The organism is Pseudomonas sp. YuFO8, from assembly GCF_035065025.1.
GTDB lineage: Bacteria > Pseudomonadota > Gammaproteobacteria > Pseudomonadales > Pseudomonadaceae > Aquipseudomonas > Aquipseudomonas putida_AE.
In genome coordinates this window covers 1-15,527 of the sequence record NZ_JAXDEQ010000015.1, presented here as the reverse complement: position 1 = coordinate 15,527, position 15,527 = coordinate 1, and the positions used below count along the sequence as shown (strand labels likewise).

Sequence of the window (15,527 nt, the reverse complement as noted above, 5' to 3'; positions counted from 1 at the left end):
GCCGGACTCAGTGCCCGGCGTTGCGCTCGAAAATGGCCCCTTCGATACCCAGCACTTCTCGGGTATCGGCGTAGATCCCCACCCCCTTCTCCCAGACGTGCTTGATCGATTGATCGGCGCAGCGAATCCGGTAGTTGAGTTCGAACGGCTCGCGCCGTGACAGGGCATATTGCACTTCGCGCCAGACATAATCGGCGTCCTGCGCCAGGATCAGGCTGTTGTAGGTGAATTCGTGATTGTCCACCAGCCGCTCCGCGGGATAGCCGGTCAGTTGCAGGCACCCGGCACTGACGAACTCCATGGTCCAGTCCCGGTTGTTGCGGCCGCGGTAGATCAGCCCCGGCATGCTGTCGAGCAAACTCATGCAACTGCGCTGGCTGGCCAGCAAGGCAATCTCGCGCCGCTTGTGCACGGTGATATCCCCCGCTACCAGATAGAACCCCTGGTCACCGCGCTTGAGACTGACCTCGAACCAGCGCAACTCCCCCGAGGGGTGCACGAAACGCAGACGCTGGTTGAACGAAGTCTCGGGCCGCCGCCGCAATTCATGCAGCGCCTGGCGCCACATCGATCGGTCTTCGTGGTGCACATGGTCAATCAGGTAACGCTCGCCCTGGGGTCGATCCATCAGCTCGACCCACGCCAGGTTGAAGTGGACGATGCGACCGTCATCGGCCAGTTCAAGCAACGCCGCCGGGAAGTGATCCATCCGCTGCACAGGCGCTGTTGGGACGATTGCCTCGGGGTGATCGATCATCTAATGGCGCTCCTCATGTCTCACCGATGCGCCGTTATGCACCCAGGCCGCCAGCTCCAGGCGCGAGTGCAGACTGAGCTTCTGCAAGAGATTCTTCACATAGATCTTCACCGTGCCGTCGCTGATCCCCAGTTCCCGGCCGATCTGCTTATTGCTCATGCCAGCGGCGATCAAGGCCAGCGTCTGGCCTTCGCGCTCGGTCAGGTTATGGGTATCGGCGTGCTCAAGATCGTGCCCGGGCCGGGGCGTCGGCGCGTCCTGGTCGGCCAGCAGGGCAATCAGGGTCGAATCCAGGACGATCGCGCCCCGGTTGCAATTGCGCATGTAGTCCAGCAGTGCATCGGGCTCGGTTTCCTTGAGCACATAACCACTGGCCCCCAGGCGCAGGGCCATCAGCAGTTCGGCGCGATCCATCGACGCGGTGAGCACCACCACCTGACAGTCGAGGCGCAACTGGCGCAGCTCATCGAGGACCTGCAAGCCGCTCAAGCCGGGCATGTGCAGGTCAAGCAGGACCTGTTGCGGCGCCAGGCTCACGGCCAGATTGATGCCTTCGCGGCCACTGGCGGCCTGGCCCACCACTTCAAAGTCGTCGCTGGCACCGAACAGCTGGGCCAGGCCCTTGCGAAACAACGGGTGATCATCGATCAGTAACAAGGTCGTGCAGTCCATCGAAACTCCCCTCAGGCAAATCCTGGTGACGGCAAAGGCCAAGGTGTACGCGTACCCCGTGCGGGCGGATGGCCTCGATGGCCAGGCGCGCACCAATGCTCGCGGCCCGCTCGCGGATGATCGCCAGGCCGAAATGGTTGTCCTCCCCGGACGCCGGGCTCAAGCCGATGCCGTCATCCTCCACCGACACCGACACAGCGCCGTCCTGGTCTTGCCGCAACTCGATGCGCACATGGCGTGCATGGGAATGGCGTACAGCGTTGGCCAGCGCCTCGCGGATGATCTGCAGTACCTGCAATTCGGTTTCCGCGCCCAAGGCATCGTCGGCCAGGCGGTTGTCCAGTTCGAACACGATGATGCAGCGCCGCGAGAACTCCGCGACCGAGTCGGCCAGGGCCTGGCGCAGGGAACGCCCGTCCATGGTCAGGCGGGCGCTGGTGATCAATTCACGTACCTGGCGCTGCAACTGGCTCAAGCCGCCGCGCAGCTCCTGCAACACCGCAGCCGCCTGCGCAGGCGCGCCCAGCTGCGACTGCAGCAGACTCGCCTGGAACGACAGATAACCCAGCTGCTGCGCCACCGAATCGTGCAGTTCACGGGCCAGTGCACCGTGCCGGAAAGTCGCCTGCCGACGCTGCTGTTCACGGCTGTGACAGAGCAGACGCACGCTGACGTCCACGGCCTGCGCGGCCTCCTCCAGCAACTGGCGCCAGCTCGCGCCGGCCGCGCGCGGCGTATCGAGCAGCAACCAGCCGCTGCTGCCGGGTTGGTCGCCGTTGGGTACGGAACACAGCAGGCGATGCACGCCCCGTTGCCGACAAGGGCCGCAGGCCTGGGCGGATTCACTCGCTGCCGAGGCACGCCGTGGGCAGTCCAGCACGCCCTGGCAACCCTCGATCACGCCGCGCCGAGCCGGCGTCGGCTCGACACCGGCCAGGACCAGATTCAGCTGGCAAGCGGGCAACAGTGCTTCGAAACGGTCCAGAAAAACCGCCAGGGCACCGTCAGCGTGCACCTGGCTCAAGGGCAACCCGGCCAACAGCTGGCGCACGCTGCGCGCCTGTTCGGGACGGATACGCCCCAACCAGAGCGGCCACCACTGCACTCGTGTTCGCACTCTCGATCACTCCCCGTCCGCTTGCTCGGCTGTGAACAAGGACGAGCAACTTCCATGCCCTGAATGGCCGCCGTGCTCGACCTACCCCCAAAGAGATAGCGCTTTTTCTGGATTGAGAGATTTTTCCCCGTAGGAAATTATCTTCCTCAGCAGGAAACAACACGCCCTGTGCAACGCCACCTTTCCCGCCCCGCAAACAGGGGCGGATCAACAGGAAAGCCAGCATGACGGATAGACACAGCGCCGCTCCGGATCGACTTCACAGCCTGCCGCGCTATCGCCAGCCCCAGCCTCGTGAAGCCGCCACCCGCCATATCGTGGTCATGCAATCGGCGGCCGCCTGCGCGTCCTTTGTCGGCGACTTGCAACAGCCCCTGGTGCTGAACCAGCAGAACAGCGACTTCCAAGCGCGCCTGCAGCAGGTACTGGGCAGCGCCACCGTGGGCAGTCACCTGTACATCATGGGCGACGAGGCATTCGTCTGGCGCATCCATGCCCAGGCTCGCGCCGCCGGGCTGGAAGACGACGAGATCGACATCACCCACGCCACCGTCGGCCCGCGCCAGGTGTATTGCGTGCATTGCGGACTGACCCAGGCGTGCGGGCCGCAGCCAGCGATGACCTGCGAGCGCTGTGAAGTCGGGCTGGAGGTGCGCCAGCACTTTTCCCAACGCCTGGGGGCTTACCTCGGCGTCTGCAGCGATCCCGACCAGCCCTACGCCGGAGTCCAGCCATGAGCGCCTCGCTGAAGGTCCGGGTCAGCACGGCCGACATGCTCACCCCCGTGGTGCGCGAACTCACCCTGGAGCCCTGCAGCGGCACCCTGCCGGGATTCTCCGCCGGCAGTCATGTGCAGGTGCACCTGCCACTGGGCAGCGGCCAGGTGCGCAATGCCTATTCGTTGACCAGCGACCCGGCGGACCACCAGCACTACCGCATCGCCGTACGCCTGCAGGAAGCCTCCCGCGGCGGCTCACAGTACCTGCATCGACACGTCCAGGTGGGTGACACCCTGCAGATATCGCCGCCGGCCAACCTGTTCGCCCTGCACGCCCCCGCCCGCCTGCACATCCTCATCGCCGGCGGCATCGGCATCACGCCGTTCATGGCGCACATCGCCGAGCTGGAGCGACGCCAGGCCGATTTCGAACTGCATTACCTGTATCGCCCTGGCCTGAGCGATGCCTATCTCGAGCCCTTGCAACAACGGCTGGGCTCGCGACTGCACACCTACAGCGCCCGCCCGGACCTGGACACCATCTTGCGCGACCGCCCGCTGGGCAGCCATGTCTATACCTGTGGCCCGCAACCCTTGCTCGATGCAGTCCGGCAACAGGCCAAGGCCCTGGGCTGGCCTTCGATGCGGGTGCACTGGGAGGCCTTCAAGGCCGCAGAACCTGGGCAAGCCTTTGACCTGGAACTGCTGCGCAGCGGGCAGCGCCTGCGGGTCGGCGCTGAACAGAGTCTGCTCGAAGCGCTGGAGTCCGCCGGCCTGCAGGTGCCCAACCTGTGTCGCGGCGGGGTCTGCGGCCAATGCATGACCCGCCATGTGCGCGGCGACATCGAACACCGCGACAGCTTCCTCAGCCCCGCCGAGCAGGGCGAATTTCTCATGCCCTGCGTCTCTCGCGGCCGCGGCCCCTGCGTTTCGCTAGACCTCTAGGAGTCGACCATGACCATTCCATCCAGCCCGGTGCTGAGCTACCGCAACGACTTCAGTTTTCGCAACAGCCCCGCCGCCATCCGCCGCTTTCCCTTCCCGTTCACCGAGGACAGCTACCTGTATTCGGTGAACATCGAACCGGCCACGTCCCGGGACCCTGGTTCGATTTACCAGCACGGCTTCGACATCGACGAACACTACCGTTCGGAAATGGCCGAACGCGCCCTGGTACTGGACAAGGACCCGCGCCGCTACCTGGTGATGCCGCACATGCAAGTGGCAGCGTGGGATGCCCTGCAGATGCTCATGGAGCAGCTCGCCGCCGATTATCCGCAGTGGTTTGTGCTGGAGCGTCAGGGCGAGCACTGGCATTGGCGCAATCAGCTGCTGGACATCGACCAGCACTTTGTCTTCGGCGATGCCGCGAGCCTGCCCTGCGAGCCGCTGGAGTTCATCACCCGCCAGGTCCAGGGGGATTTCGCCCTGCTCGACCAGCGCGACGGTGATCTGTACATGGACGCCGGCATGGTCACGAGCCCAGCCGACTGGTCCCTGGCATTCGACGCCGGCATGAGTTTCAAGCAGTGGCATTCGCCCGTGCCCATGGCCCATCAGATGGGCGTGTTCGACCGCGCACTCAAGTACCTGCTGGCCTTGCAGGTCGGGAAGCCGGTTCGCCGCCTGAACTGGACGCTGACCATCAATCCGCGCCTCGACTCCTCACCCGAGACGTTCCATGAATGGGGCGCCGACCGTGGGCGCATTACGGCTGGCAACGTCGGGCAGCAAGTGCATCTGCGGGTCGAACTGCAAGTGATGGCCCGCTTGCCCCGCAGCAACGCGGTGATGTTCAGCATCCGCACCTACCTGATCAGCATGGATGAGCTGGTCACTCAGCCCGGCTGGGGCTGCCGCCTGCACCGCGTCCTGCGCGACCTGCCCGAGCCGATCGCCGACTACAAGGGCATGAGCCGCTACCGACAGACTCTGGTCCAGTGGCTGAGCCGCTTCGACCCGCAAGCCTGACCCCTTACCACTTTCTTCCGACAAGGATCCTCACATGGCTCACTCATGGCGTATTTCTGCACTGGCCGAACGGCACCGCGCACTCGGCTCGAACCTGGAAGACTGGAACGGCATGGGCACTGCCTGGACCTACAGCAGTGAACTGGCCGATCATCATCAGGCGATCCGCACCCGGGCCGGGTTGATGGATGTGTCCGGGTTGAAGAAAGTCCACTACGTCGGTCCCCACGCCGAAAGCCTGTTGCAGTGGGCTACTACCCGCGACATCGCCAAGCTCTACCCGGGCAAATCGGTGTACGCCTCGATGCTCGACGAGGACGGCAAGTTCGTCGATGACTGCATCGTCTACCGCACCGGACCCAACGCGTTCATGGTGGTGCATGGCGCCGGCAGCGGCCACGAAATGCTGGTGCGCTCATCCCAGGGCCGGCAAGTGGCGGTGTTGTTCGACGACGACTTGCACGACCTCTCGCTGCAAGGGCCATTGGCAGTGGACTTTCTCGCCGAGCACGTCCCCGGTATTCGTCAGCTGCCCTACTTCCATCACTTGCAGACCCGCCTGTTCGACCGCCCGGTAATGATCTCCCGGACCGGCTACACCGGCGAGCGAGGCTACGAGATCTTTTGCAAGGCGGCCGATGCCCCGGCGCTGTGGGACTCGATTCTCGAACAGGGCGCGGGCCTGGGCATCATCCCCTGCGCCTTCACCGCGCTGGACTGGTTGCGGGTGGAAAGCTCGTTGATGTTCTTTCCCTACGACAACTCGCAGATGTACCCCTTCGCCGACCAGAAGGCGGGCGACACCCTGTGGGAAATGGGTCTGGACTTCACCGTCTCCCCGGACAAACGCGATTTCCGCGGTGCCGAAGAACACTTTCGACTGCGCGGCCAGGAGCGTTTCAAGATCACCGGCGTACTGCTCGAAGGCGTCCGCCCTGCCGAGGCCGGCGACACCCTCTGGCAAGGCGACAAACAAGTCGGGGTGATCACCTGTGGCATGTATTCACGCCTGAGCAAGCGCTCCATGGCCATCGCCCGCATGAACGTTGCCTGCTCCGTTCCAGGTATTGCCCTGCAGGTTCGCGGCAGCCAGGACAGCGCGGCGGTAACCCATGCCCTGCCCTTCGACGACCCGGAAAAAACCAAGCGCACGGCCAAGGGCTGAGCCGTCATTTTCATTTCATCAAGGAGCCCATGATGGATACCCCCGAACACTACATTCTCAAGATCAGTTGCCCGGCAGCCTCCGGCATCGTCGCCGCCATCACCACCTGCCTGGCGGCGCAACACTGCTACATCAGCGAGCTCGCACAATTCGACGACGAATTCACCGGGCAGTTTTTCATGCGCGCGGTGTTTCGCTTCAACGCCGGCATCACCGGCGATGTCGGTGCCCTGCGCGAAGACCTGGGCGACATGGCCAGCGGCTTCGACATGCAGTGGCAACTCTTCTGCACCAGCCAGCCGACCCGGGTGTTGCTGATGGTCAGCAAATTCGACCATTGCCTGACCGACCTGCTGTATCGCCACCGCAAAGGCGAAATGGACATGACCATCACGGCAGTGGTCTCCAACCACCTCGACCTGCGGGCCATGGCCGAACGCGAAGGCATTCGTTTCATCTACCTGCCCATCACCAAGGACAGCAAGGCCAGTCAAGAAGCCGAGTTGATGCGCATCGTCGAGGATACCCGCACCGACCTGGTGGTCCTTGCCCGCTACATGCAGATCCTCTCCGATGGACTGTGCCAACAGCTGTCCGGTCGCGCCATCAATATCCATCACTCGTTCCTGCCGGGCTTCAAGGGGGCCAAGCCGTATCACCAGGCCTACGACCGAGGCGTGAAGCTGATCGGGGCCACGGCGCACTACGTCACCAGCGACCTCGACGAGGGACCGATCATCGAGCAGGAAATCCAGCGGGTCGATCACACCCATCTGCCCGACTCCCTGGTCGCCATCGGCCGCGATACCGAAACCGTGGCCCTGTCCAAAGCCCTCAAATACCACCTGGAACACCGGGTGTTCATCAACCAGGACAAGACAGTGATCTTTCGCTGAGCGCGCCTGCCCTTTATCCCAAGAGCCATTACGAGGCACGATCATGACTTTACGCGTGGCAATCATCGGCGCCGGACCTTGCGGCCTGGCGCAACTTCGCGCTTTCCAGTCGGCCCGCGACAAGGGCGCCGACATCCCCGAACTGGTCTGCTTCGAAAAGCAGAGCGACTGGGGCGGCATGTGGAACTACACCTGGCGAACCGGCCTGGACGAGAACGGTGAACCGGTGCACGGCAGCATGTACCGCTACCTGTGGTCGAACGGCCCCAAGGAATGCCTGGAGTTCGCCGACTACACCTTCGAAGAGCATTTCGGCCGCGCCATCGGCTCCTACCCGCCGCGCGAAGTGCTGTGGGACTACATCAAGGGCCGGGTGGAAAAGGCTGGCGTACGTGACTACATCCGCTTCAACAATGTGGTGCGCCAGGTCACGTTCGATGAGCAAAGCCAGCGTTTCACCCTGCACGCCCACGACTACAACAGCGATACGCTGACCTGCGAACAGTTCGACTACGTGATCAACGCCTGTGGCCACTTCTCTACACCCAAGGTGCCGTACTTCGAAGGCTTCGAACAGTTCGCCGGGCGCATCCTGCACGCCCACGATTTCCGTGAGGCACTGGAATTCAAGGGCAAGGACCTGTTGATCGTCGGCAGCAGCTATTCCGCCGAAGACATCGGTTCGCAATGCTACAAGTACGGCGCCCGCAGCATCACCAGCTGCTACCGCACCGCGCCCATGGGCTATAACTGGCCGGACAACTGGGAAGAGAAACCGCTGCTGCAACGCCTGGAAAACAACCGAGCCTGGTTCATCGATGGCAGCAGCAAGCATATCGATGCGGTCATTCTCTGCACCGGTTACAAGCATCACTTCCCGTTCCTGCCAGACGAATTGAGCCTCAAGACCGACAACCGCCTGTGGCCCATGAACCTCTACAAAGGCGTGTTCTGGGAAGCCAACCCGCGGCTGATCTACCTCGGCATGCAGGATCAGTGGTACTCCTTCAACATGTTCGATGCCCAGGCCTGGTACGCCCGCGATGTCATCCTGGGGCGCATCGAACTGCCAGGCCAGGCCGAAATGATCGCCGACAGCCGGCAATGGCATGAACGGGAACAGACGCTGCAAACCAACCAGCAGATGTTCGAGTACCAGGGCGCCTACATCCAGCACCTGGTGGATGCCACCGACTACCCCGACTTCGACATCGCCGCGGTCAACCAGACCTTCCTGCACTGGAAGCATGACAAGGCGCAAAACATCATGGGTTATCGCGACAAGTCCTACCGCTCGCTGATGACCGGCACCCAGTCGCCGCCCCACCACACCCCGTGGTTGCAGGCCCTGGACGACTCCATGGCGGCGTACCTCGGTGAACCGCCCGCCGCCATCAAGTCGGTCGGCTGACCCTGGAGCCTGTCATGCAAGCACCTCGTTTTTCGCGACCCCGGGAGCCCGGGCTCTTTGCCCGCGCCCCTGACCTTGAGCGCTACCGGGTGGCGGCCGGTGGCCTGACCCTGGTCGCCCTGCAGCCCGGCGACAGCCTGCAAGTGATCGACCTCGAAGGCCAACAGCCCTGCGAGTTGCTGGCGTTGACCATCAACGGCCGCAGCGCGCTCGGCGATTGGGCGCTGAGCGGTTCGCCAAGCTGCCGGTTCATCGCTTCACGCCTGGTCGACGGGAGCGCGCAGGCTCGTCGGGTGAAACAGGCGCTGGTGCGGCGCGGTGTCGACCCACAACAGCTGCCTGCCGCCGCCTCCCTGTGGGACGACGACAGCCCCGCCGGCCACAGCCGGCATTTCGTGGCCTGCGCTGAGGTGCTGGTGATCGTCGCCGCCCCCGCCGGGCCGACCTCGGTCGACCGGCAATACCGGCCCAGCGAACTGAGATTGTGGGTGACCCGGGCCAATCCCTCGTCCCTGTTGCTGCCCGCCCTCCCGGAACCCCTGGGTGAACTGCTGGACGAGTTCACCCTGAGCCCCGGCACTGCTCACAGCTACAGGGTCGGCAAGGGCCAGTACGTGCAAGTGCTGGATGTCGCCGGACGCCAGTGCTCGGACTTCGTCGCCCTGGATCGGCGCGCGCTGGATCGCGGTGAGGAACTGGACCTGGACCAGACCGTTACCCGCACCTTGAACGGCAGCGCTTATCCGGCACCGGGGCTGTTTTCGAAGTTTTTCGACCAGCGAATGCAGCCGATGCTCGAGGTGGTGCACGACACCGTCGGCCGCCACGACTCCTTCGCCCTGGCCTGCGCCGCTCGCTACTACGAGAGCCACGGCTATTTCGGGCACGACAACTGCAGCGACAACCTCAGCCGGGTGATGGCGCCCCACGGTGTCAAGCCGCGCAACGGCTGGCCGGCGATCAACTTTTTCTTCAATACCGGGATCGACGCGCACCAGCAGATGACGCTCGACGAACCCTGGTCACGCCCCGGCGACTATGTGCTGCTGCGGGCCATGACCGATCTGTTGTGCGGCAGTACTTCGTGCCCGGATGACATCGACCCGGCCAATGGCTGGAACCCGACCGATATCCATGTCCGTATCTACAGCGAAAAGGAGCGTTTTTCCATCGCCATGAGCACTCGAACCACGGCCGATGCCGACCCGATCCTCACCCGTAAATCGGGCTTCCATTCACGAACCAGCGCCCTGACCCGCAGCTTCGTCGACTACCGCAACTGGTGGCTGCCCCTGCGTTATGACGGCTATGGCGCCATCGAGGAATACCTGGGTTGCCGCGAACGGGTGGCGGTGATGGACCTGACCGCCCTGCGCAAGTTCGAGATCATCGGCCCCGACGCCGAAGCCTTGTTGCAGTACTGCCTGACCCGCGACGTGCGGCGCCTGGCGGTGGGGCAAGTGGTGTACTCGGCGATGTGTCACGAGCATGGCGGCATGCTCGACGACGGCACCCTGCTGCGCCTGGGCCCGGATAACTTCCGCTGGATCTGCGGCGAGGACTACGCCGGAGTCTGGCTGCGCGAGCAGGCGCAGAAGCTGGGCATGAAGGTCTGGATCAAATCCGCCAGTGAGCAGATTCATAACCTGGCCGTGCAAGGCCCGATGAGCCGCGATCTGCTCAAACAAATGGTCTGGACTGCGCCGACCCAGCCGAGCCTGGAAACCCTGGGCTGGTTCCGTTTCCTGGTCGGCCGGCTGGACGATTACGACGGCTGCCCACTGATGATTTCGCGCACCGGCTACACCGGCGAACTGGGTTATGAAGTCTGGTGCCACCCCAATGATGCCGAAAAGGTCTGGGACCGGATCTGGGCGCTCGGCCAACCCTTGGGCATGGTGCCGCTGGGCCTGGAAGCGCTGGACATGCTGCGCATTGAAGCCGGGCTGGTGTTTGCCGGCTACGAGTTCAGCGACCAGACCGATCCATTCGAAGCGGGTATCGGTTTTTGCGTACCGCTGAAAAGCAAGACCGATGACTTCATCGGACGCGACGCCCTGCTGCGCCGCAGCGCCCATCCCGCCCACAAGCTGGTGGGCCTGCAATTGAACGGTAACGAAGCGGCCCACCACGGCGACCCGGTCTACCGCGGCCGGGCCCGGGTCGGCGTCATCACCAGTGCCTGCCGTTCGCCGTTGCTGGCCAGCAACATCGCCTTGTGCCGGGTCGATGTGGCCTGTGCCGACGCGGGCACGGAACTGGAAATCGGCAAAGTCGATGGCCTGCAGAAGCGCATCAGCGCCACGGTCAGCGCAGCGATTTTCTACGACCCGGACAAGAGCCGGGTACGCAGTTGATCGACTTCACATTCATTGTTTGCTGCCCATACCCGCACCTGTAGGTGCGAGCTCGCTCGCGATGGTCGTTAACGATAACGCGTGTTTACTGGTTTAACGCGGCGTTCTCAAGTCCATCGCGAGCAAGCTCGCTCCTACGGGCCGCTCTACTCAAGACATGGGAATACGAAGATGGAAGCGACTACGTTCGAGGCCGTACCGCAGGCCGCCGGTTCGGTGGGCAGCCTGCACCGCAAGATCGATTGGCGCGGGGCTTTCTGGGTCGCCAGTGGCGTGCCCGCCCTGGTGCTGTTCTCTATCGGCGCCATCGCCGCCACGGTCGGCAAACCGGCCTGGATCGTCTGGATCGTGTCAATTGTGTTCGGCTTCATCCAGGCCTTCACCTATGCCGAAATTGCCGGGCTGTTCCCGCACAAGTCCGGGGGCGCCTCGGTCTACGGTGCTGTGGCCTGGGTGCGCTACAGCAAGCTGATCGCGCCGGTGTCGGTCTGGTGCAACTGGCTGGCCTGGTCGCCGGTGCTGTCGATCGGTTCCGGGCTGGCGGCCGGCTACATCCTCACCGCGCTGTTTCCCGCCGATGCATTGATCAATACCTGGCAACTGACCTTGCTCGACCTGGGCTGGATCAAGAGCGGCCTGTCGCTACGGGTCAATGCGACCTTCGCCATCGGCCTGTTGATCCTGCTGACGGTGTTTGCCGTGCAGCATGGCGGCATCCTGCGCTCGGCACGCCTGACCCTGGTGCTCGGTGTGACGTCGCTGATTCCGTTGCTGCTGGTGGGCGTCGTGCCGTTGTTCACCGGGGACGCGGCCCAGGCCAACTTCCTGCCGCTGTACCCCCTGGCCCATGATGCGGCCGGCCAGGTCATCGACGGGCCCTGGGATATGTCCGGTTGGTCGCTGATGGCCGGCGGGTTGTTCATGGCCGCGTGGTCGACCTACGGTTTCGAAACGGCGGTGTGTTATACGCGCGAATTCAAGGATCCCAAACGCGACACCTTCAAGGCGATCTTCTATGCCGGCCTGCTGTGCATCCTGGTATTCACCCTCGTGCCCCTGGCGTTTCAAGGCAGCCTGGGTCTAGGTCAGTTGGTGACACCGGCGGTGCTCGATAGCAGCGGCGCGGTGATCACACCCGCGGTCTACAGCGGTCTGTTGTCGCCGGCGATTTACAGTGGCATGGGCGTTGGCCAGGTCATGGCGGACAGCATCGGCGGTGGCAAGGTGGTGGCCAACATCGTGTTGATCATGCTGGTCCTTGCCACCTTGCTGGCGATCATGACTTCGATGTCCGGGTCCTCGCGCACCCTGTACCAGGCGTCGGTGGATGGCTGGCTGCCGAAATACCTGGGCCGCACCAACGAACATGGTGCACCCACCGCCGCCATGTGGACCGACCTGTCGTTCAACCTGTTGCTGTTGCTGATGTCCGACTATGTCTTCGTGCTCGCGGCGTCGAACGTCAGCTACATCATCTTCAACTTCCTCAACCTCAACGCAGGCTGGATCCATCGCCTGGATCGCCCGGATTGGGTCCGCCCCTACAAGGCGCCCACCGTGCTGCTGGCGGCCGGTGGTGTACTGAGTTTCGTCAACTTGGCCTGCATGGGCCTGGGCGCCGATATCTGGGGTGCCGGAACCCTGGTGACGGGCCTGCTGCTGGCGCTATTGATCCTGCCGGTGTTCTGCTATCGCCACTACGTGCAGGACAAGGGGCGCTTCCCGCAAGCCATGCTCAACGAGCTGCACGTACAGGCCGATGCCGGCCTGAAACGCGCCGGCTGGTTGCCCTATGCCACGCTAATCGCGGGCGTGCTGGTGGTGTATGGCTGCCATCAACTGGTAGCCTGAGCGTCCTTGCCCGCAGGTCTCTGATCCATCATCGGGGCGCAACGGCGCCTCGGTGATCGCTTCATCTCCCACTCAATCCAGACAACGGTGACTATTTTGCTCAACGCCACCCCCGCACCTGCCCGCGATATCGACGGCAAAGCCATCTCGGCCCTGGTTCTCGACGAGGTTCGAGAAGAAGTTGAGGTCCTGTCCCGACAACAGATCTTCCCGGCCCTGGCCGTGCTGCTGGTGGGTGCAGACCCGGCCAGTGAAGTGTATGTGCGCAACAAGCTGCTGCGGGCCAGGGAGGTCGGCATCCGTTCACTGGAGTACCGCCTGGCGGAAAACGCCAGTCAGGCCGAGGTGCTGGACCTGATCGCGCAACTGAACGCCGACGTCACCGTGAACGGGATCCTGGTGCAATTGCCGTTGCCGGCCCACATCGATGAAGCGGCGGTGATCCATGCCATCGATCCGATCAAGGACGTGGACGGGTTTCATCGGGAAAACGTCGGTGGCCTGGTCCAGGGCATCGAAGTGCTGACACCCTGCACTCCAAGCGGCTGCATGCGCCTGCTGCACGAAACCTGCGGCGACTTGAGTGGCAAGCACGCCGTGGTCATCGGTCGTTCGAACATTGTCGGCAAGCCCATGGCGACGCTGTTGTTGCAGGCCGACTGCTCGGTCAGTGTGGTGCACTCGCGCAGCGTCGATGCGCCGGCCTTGTGCAGGCTGGCGGACATAGTGGTGGCGGCGGTGGGTCGTCCAGGGCTGATCGATGCCAGCTGGCTCAAGCCCGGGGCGGTGGTGATCGATGTGGGGATCAATCGCATCAGCAGCGAGTCGGGCAATCGACTGGTCGGCGATGTCGACTACGCCAGTGCGCGCACGGTCGCCAGCGCCATCACACCGGTGCCCGGTGGGGTCGGGCCGATGACCATTGCCTATCTGCTGAAGAACACCCTGATCGCCAGCCAGTTGCAGCGTGCGGTGGGAATTCGTCAGGCGGAACCAGCCTTCGTCTGATGTACGTGTACATGTAGGAGCGAGCTTGCTCGCGATGGTCGTTAACGAAGACGCGTGTTTTCAGGTTACACGCGGCGCCTTTGAGACCATCGCGAGCAAGCTCGCTCCTACAGGGTTACAGGGTTCTCGTCGATCAGTGGTTGTAGGCACGCTCGTTGTGCTCGGCCAGATCCAGGCCCATCTCCTCCACCGAGTCATCGGCGCGCAAGCCGATCACCGCGTTGATCACCTTGAGAATGATCCAGCTGATGGCGAAGCAATAGACCGTGGTCATCAACACACCCTTCACTTGCGCCAGCACCTGACCGCCCATGGTCACGCCTTCTACCAGCCCGCCCAGGGACGGTACGCAGAACACCCCGGTCAAAACCGCGCCGATCATCCCGCCGATGCCGTGAAGCCCGAATACATCCAGGCTGTCGTCATAACCGAAGCGACGCTTGAGCACGGTGACGCTCAGGTAGCAGAACACCCCGCACAACAGACCGATGGCCAGCGCACCGCCCACGCCCACATAGGCGCACGCCGGCGTAATCCCCACCAGACCGGCCAGGGCGCCGCTGGCCAGGCCCAGCGCACTTGGTTTGCCGACCTTGAACCACTCGGTGAACATCCAGCCCAGGATCCCGGCGCATGCGCCCAGTTGGGTGTTGAGCATGACCACGCCGGACGTGCCGCTGAGGCCGCCACCGGAACCGATGTTGAAACCGAACCAGCCGACCCAGAGCATGGCGGCACCGGCCATGGTCAGGCTCAGGTTGTGCGCCGGCATAGGCGTATTTTCATAGCCCTTGCGCTTGCCCAGGATCAGGCAGGCGGCCAGCGCGGCGACACCGGCATTGATGTGCACGGCGGTGCCACCGGCGAAATCGAGGACACCCCAGTTATGCATCAAGGCCCCCGCACCACCCCAGACCATGTGCGCCACCGGGGCGTACACCAGGGTGAACCACAGCGCCATGAACAACAGCGCCGCGGAGAATTTCATGCGTTCGGCGAAGGCACCGGCGATCAGCGCCGGGGTGATGATGGCGAAGGTCATCTGGAAGGTCACGAACACCCCTTCCGGGATCTCGCCGACCAGGCTTTCCGGGGTCATTCCGGCGAGAAACGCCCGGCTCAGGCCGCCGACAAAACTGTTGAAGCTCACCTCGCCCTCGACCATGCCCGTGGAGTCGACCACCATGCTGTAGCCGTAGATCACCCACAGGACGCCCACCAACCCTGCGATGCCGAAACACTGGGTGAACAACGACAACATGTTTTTCGCCCGCACCAGGCCGCCATAAAACAGGGCGAGACCGGGCAGGCACATGAACAGCACCAAGACCGTGGCGGTGACCATCCAGGCGGTGCTGCCGGTGTTCAATGTTGGTGCATCGGCGGCCTGCGCCAGGGGCACCAGCGCACCGGCCGCCACCAGGCCCAGAAGGGATTTGCCGAGAAGACGATTGACCATGTTCGAAGCTCCTGCAATGGAAATCGGAAGTGTCGGGCAGCGAGCAAGTAGCAAAACAATGGGCCTTGATGGCCTCTTCGAATATCTGATGCGTATACGTCCTTGTAGGAGCCCGGCTTGCCGGCGAAGGCGATCTCTCGGACGC

General features: G+C 63.5%; 13 protein-coding genes. 9 read left to right on the top strand and 4 right to left on the bottom strand.

Annotated elements, in window-relative coordinates:
* Window positions 1–7: 7 nt before the first annotated feature.
* From SOP95_RS15240 to SOP95_RS15230, 3 genes are read right to left on the bottom strand one after another with little or no spacing between them, the layout of a single operon-like run.
* A complete protein-coding gene (locus SOP95_RS15240; RefSeq protein ID WP_274077861.1) occupies window positions 8–757 on the bottom strand; it encodes a PAS domain-containing protein in 750 nt (249 codons plus the stop codon).
* The gene (locus tag SOP95_RS15235) at window positions 758–1,429 is read right to left on the bottom strand and encodes a response regulator (protein WP_274077860.1); all 672 of its coding nucleotides are present in this window, start codon (window positions 1,427–1,429) and stop codon (window positions 758–760) included.
* Window positions 1,398–2,546 (bottom strand): ATP-binding protein, encoded by a 1,149-nt coding sequence (locus tag SOP95_RS15230; RefSeq protein ID WP_323607475.1) that lies wholly within the window; start codon window positions 2,544–2,546, stop codon window positions 1,398–1,400. The genes SOP95_RS15235 and SOP95_RS15230 overlap by 32 nt, the downstream gene beginning before the upstream one ends.
* 224 nt (window positions 2,547–2,770) lie before the next feature.
* On the opposite strand from SOP95_RS15230, the gene SOP95_RS15225 reads away from it, so the two are divergent.
* From SOP95_RS15225 to SOP95_RS15185, 9 genes are all read left to right on the top strand, one after another.
* Window positions 2,771–3,283 (top strand): dimethylamine monooxygenase subunit DmmA family protein, encoded by a 513-nt coding sequence (locus tag SOP95_RS15225; protein ID WP_274077858.1) that lies wholly within the window; start codon window positions 2,771–2,773, stop codon window positions 3,281–3,283.
* Window positions 3,280–4,209: a PDR/VanB family oxidoreductase gene (locus SOP95_RS15220; protein ID WP_323607474.1), complete on the top strand. Its 930-nt coding sequence runs from the start codon at window positions 3,280–3,282 to the stop codon at window positions 4,207–4,209. The genes SOP95_RS15225 and SOP95_RS15220 overlap by 4 nt, the downstream gene beginning before the upstream one ends.
* A gap of 9 nt (window positions 4,210–4,218) precedes the next feature.
* Complete coding sequence (locus tag SOP95_RS15215; protein WP_323607473.1) at window positions 4,219–5,235, top strand: heme-dependent oxidative N-demethylase family protein; 1,017 nt, start codon at window positions 4,219–4,221, stop codon at window positions 5,233–5,235.
* A 34-nt stretch (window positions 5,236–5,269) separates the two neighbouring features.
* Entirely contained in the window at window positions 5,270–6,400 is a 1,131-nt protein-coding gene (locus SOP95_RS15210; protein ID WP_274077855.1) for an aminomethyltransferase family protein, read from the top strand.
* Window positions 6,401–6,429: 29 nt separating this feature from the next.
* Window positions 6,430–7,296, top strand: a complete 867-nt coding sequence (gene purU, locus SOP95_RS15205) for a formyltetrahydrofolate deformylase (RefSeq protein ID WP_323607472.1) — start codon at window positions 6,430–6,432, stop codon at window positions 7,294–7,296.
* A 43-nt stretch (window positions 7,297–7,339) separates the two neighbouring features.
* Entirely contained in the window at window positions 7,340–8,707 is a 1,368-nt protein-coding gene (locus tag SOP95_RS15200; RefSeq protein ID WP_274077853.1) for an NAD(P)-binding domain-containing protein, read from the top strand.
* Between the two features lie 14 nt (window positions 8,708–8,721).
* Window positions 8,722–11,064: a DUF1989 domain-containing protein gene (locus tag SOP95_RS15195; protein ID WP_323607471.1), complete on the top strand. Its 2,343-nt coding sequence runs from the start codon at window positions 8,722–8,724 to the stop codon at window positions 11,062–11,064.
* A gap of 171 nt (window positions 11,065–11,235) precedes the next feature.
* The gene (locus SOP95_RS15190; protein WP_274077851.1) at window positions 11,236–12,915 is read left to right on the top strand and encodes an APC family permease; all 1,680 of its coding nucleotides are present in this window, start codon (window positions 11,236–11,238) and stop codon (window positions 12,913–12,915) included.
* Window positions 12,916–13,002: 87 nt separating this feature from the next.
* Window positions 13,003–13,923 (top strand): bifunctional 5,10-methylenetetrahydrofolate dehydrogenase/5,10-methenyltetrahydrofolate cyclohydrolase, encoded by a 921-nt coding sequence (locus SOP95_RS15185; protein WP_442967741.1) that lies wholly within the window; start codon window positions 13,003–13,005, stop codon window positions 13,921–13,923.
* Between the two features lie 133 nt (window positions 13,924–14,056).
* Here the strand turns inward: SOP95_RS15185 and SOP95_RS15180 are convergent, their stop codons facing one another.
* Complete coding sequence (locus tag SOP95_RS15180; RefSeq protein WP_274077850.1) at window positions 14,057–15,382, bottom strand: ammonium transporter; 1,326 nt, start codon at window positions 15,380–15,382, stop codon at window positions 14,057–14,059.
* Between the last annotated feature and the right edge of the window lie 145 nt (window positions 15,383–15,527).

Bases quoted from the DNA above. Each gene is read 5' to 3' on its own strand.
- SOP95_RS15240 (WP_274077861.1), bottom strand. From the start codon at position 757: ATGATCGATCACCCCGAGGCAATCGTCCCAACAGCGCCTGTGCAGCGG.
- SOP95_RS15235 (WP_274077860.1), bottom strand. From the start codon at position 1,429: ATGGACTGCACGACCTTGTTACTGATCGATGATCACCCGTTGTTTCGC.
- SOP95_RS15225 (WP_274077858.1), top strand. From the start codon at position 2,771: ATGACGGATAGACACAGCGCCGCTCCGGATCGACTTCACAGCCTGCCG.
- SOP95_RS15220 (WP_323607474.1), top strand. From the start codon at position 3,280: ATGAGCGCCTCGCTGAAGGTCCGGGTCAGCACGGCCGACATGCTCACC.
- SOP95_RS15215 (WP_323607473.1), top strand. From the start codon at position 4,219: ATGACCATTCCATCCAGCCCGGTGCTGAGCTACCGCAACGACTTCAGT.
- SOP95_RS15210 (WP_274077855.1), top strand. From the start codon at position 5,270: ATGGCTCACTCATGGCGTATTTCTGCACTGGCCGAACGGCACCGCGCA.
- purU (WP_323607472.1), top strand. From the start codon at position 6,430: ATGATGGATACCCCCGAACACTACATTCTCAAGATCAGTTGCCCGGCA.
- SOP95_RS15200 (WP_274077853.1), top strand. From the start codon at position 7,340: ATGACTTTACGCGTGGCAATCATCGGCGCCGGACCTTGCGGCCTGGCG.
- SOP95_RS15195 (WP_323607471.1), top strand. From the start codon at position 8,722: ATGCAAGCACCTCGTTTTTCGCGACCCCGGGAGCCCGGGCTCTTTGCC.
- SOP95_RS15190 (WP_274077851.1), top strand. From the start codon at position 11,236: ATGGAAGCGACTACGTTCGAGGCCGTACCGCAGGCCGCCGGTTCGGTG.
- SOP95_RS15180 (WP_274077850.1), bottom strand. From the start codon at position 15,382: ATGGTCAATCGTCTTCTCGGCAAATCCCTTCTGGGCCTGGTGGCGGCC.